Below are 2,218 nucleotides of genomic sequence, written 5' to 3' on the forward strand. Positions count from 1 at the left end.
CCGAGCGGTGTGAAGAACGCGTCGATCTGGGTGTCGTCGACCTCGTCGATGGTGGCGGGCTTCCACCGGGGGTTGCGGTCCTTCTCGACGACCTGCGCCCGGATGCCCTCGACGAGGTCGGGTGAGCTCAGGCAGGCGACGGACACCCGGAATTCGTCGTTGAGGACTTCCTCGAGACTGCCGGCCTGCCGGGCGCGGCGCAGCGATTTCAAGGTGACCGCGCACGCGGTCGGCGACTTCGACACGACCTGCTCGGCCGCCTTCTCCGCCTCCGGGACACCGCTGCCGCGCAACCGGGACACGATCTCGGCGACACTGCCGGCGGAGTACGCGGCGTCGATCCAGCCCCGCTGCGCCACCAACTCCGACACCGGTGCCGGTGCGGTGAACGCGGCCAGCGCAGCCTCCACCGTGGTTTCCGACAGCGCCTCGATGAACTGCTCGATCTTCTCCGACGGGACGAAGTGGTCGGCGAACCCGCACGCGATCGCATCCCCGGCGCTGAGCCGGGCGGTGGTCAGGGCGATATGGGTGCCCAACTCGCCCGGGGTGCGGGCGAGCAGGTAGGTGCCGCCGACGTCGGGGACGAAACCGATCCCGGTCTCGGGCATCCCGATCATCGACCGCTCGGTGACAACCCGGACGCTGCCGTGCGCCGACACCCCGACCCCGCCGCCCATCACGATGCCGTCCATGATCGCCACATACGGCTTGCGGTAGTTCGCGATGGCCGCGTTCAGGACATACTCGTCGCGCCAGAACTCCCGCGACCCGGTGCCGCCGTCCTTCGCGTCGTGGTAGATCGACACGATGTCGCCGCCGGCGCACAGCCCCCGCTCACCGGCCCCGGTGATCAGCACCGCCCGCACCGTATCGTCGCCGGACCATTCGGCCAGTGCCGCCGCGATCCGCCGCACCATCGCATGGTTGAGGGCGTTGATCGCCCTGGGCCGATTGAGAACGATGCGGCCCAGACCGCCGCTCTTCTCGATCAGAACTTCCGGTTCCGCAGATACCGCCTCGCTCATGCCGCTCCTTGCTTTCCGTGTCCGGGCTTTCCGTGTCCGGGCTTTCCGTGTCCGGCGCCCGCGACGACGCTGCGGGCGATGACCACCCGCATGATCTCGTTGCTGCCCTCGAGGATCTGATGCACCCGCAGGTCCCGGACGATCTTTTCGATTCCGTACTCGGCAAGATAGCCGTACCCCCCGTGCAGCTGCAGCGCCCTGTTCGCCACCTCGAAACCGGTGTCGGTGGCGAACCGCTTCGCCATCGCACACAACTCCACGACGTCCGGGGCACCCTCCTCCAGCGCCGCCGCCGCCCGCCACAACAGGGTGCGGGCGGCCTCGAGTTCGGTGCGCATGTCGGCGAGCTGGAACTGCAGCGCCTGCGAATCGAGCAACGACGCACCGAACGCCTTCCGGTCCGCCAGATACGCCACCGCCCGGTCCAACGCGGTCTGCGCCCCGCCCACCGAGCACGCCGCGATGTTGAGCCGGCCACCGTTCAGCCCGGCCATCGCGATCCGGAAACCGCCGCCCTCGGCGCCGAGCAGGTTCGCCGCCGGCACCCGCACGTCCTCGAAGATCACCTGCCGGGTGGGCTGGGCGTTCCAGCCCATCTTCACCTCGTTCGGCCCGAACGACAGCCCCGGCGCACCCTTGGGGACGATGAACGCGGAAATCCCCCGCGGACCACCCTCCCCGGTCCGGGCCATCACCACATACACATCCGAGGTGCCCGCCCCGGAAATGAACTGCTTGACCCCGTTGAGCACGAAATCGTCGCCGTCGCGGACCGCCCGGGTGCTCAGCGCCGCCGCATCCGACCCGGCACCCGGCTCGGTCAGGCAGTAACTGCCCAACTGATCCATCGAGCACAACCCCGGCACGAACGCGTGCCGCTGCTCCTCGGTGCCGAACCTGTCGATCATCCACGTCACCATGTTGTGGATGGAGATATACGCGGCGATCGACGGGCACCCCTTCGCGAGCTGCTCGAAGATGCGGGCCGCATCGACACGAGTCAACTCCGACCCACCCACATCCTCACGGATATAGATCCCGCCCATCCCCAACGACGCCGCCTTACGCAGAACATCCACCGGGAAATGCTTGCTCTGATCCCACTCCACGGCATGCGGCGCGAGATGCTCGGCCGCGAAGTCGCGGGCGGTGTCGCAGATCGCCCGCTCGTCATCGGTCAAGGTGAACAT

Annotated in this window: 2 protein-coding genes; both read right to left on the reverse strand. The window is 68.3% G+C overall.

Going from position 1 to position 2,218, the window contains the following annotated elements:
• Positions 1–1,028 (reverse strand): enoyl-CoA hydratase/isomerase family protein (locus RJ1_RS44705; protein ID WP_073371141.1); only part of this gene is annotated, 1,028 nt, incomplete at its 3' end.
• Complete coding sequence (locus RJ1_RS44710) at positions 1,025–2,218, reverse strand: isobutyryl-CoA dehydrogenase (RefSeq protein ID WP_073371142.1); 1,194 nt, start codon at positions 2,216–2,218, stop codon at positions 1,025–1,027. The genes RJ1_RS44705 and RJ1_RS44710, both read right to left, overlap by 4 nt.

The sequence above is a fragment of the Rhodococcus jostii NBRC 16295 genome (assembly GCF_001894825.1).
GTDB lineage: Bacteria > Actinomycetota > Actinomycetes > Mycobacteriales > Mycobacteriaceae > Rhodococcus_F > Rhodococcus_F jostii.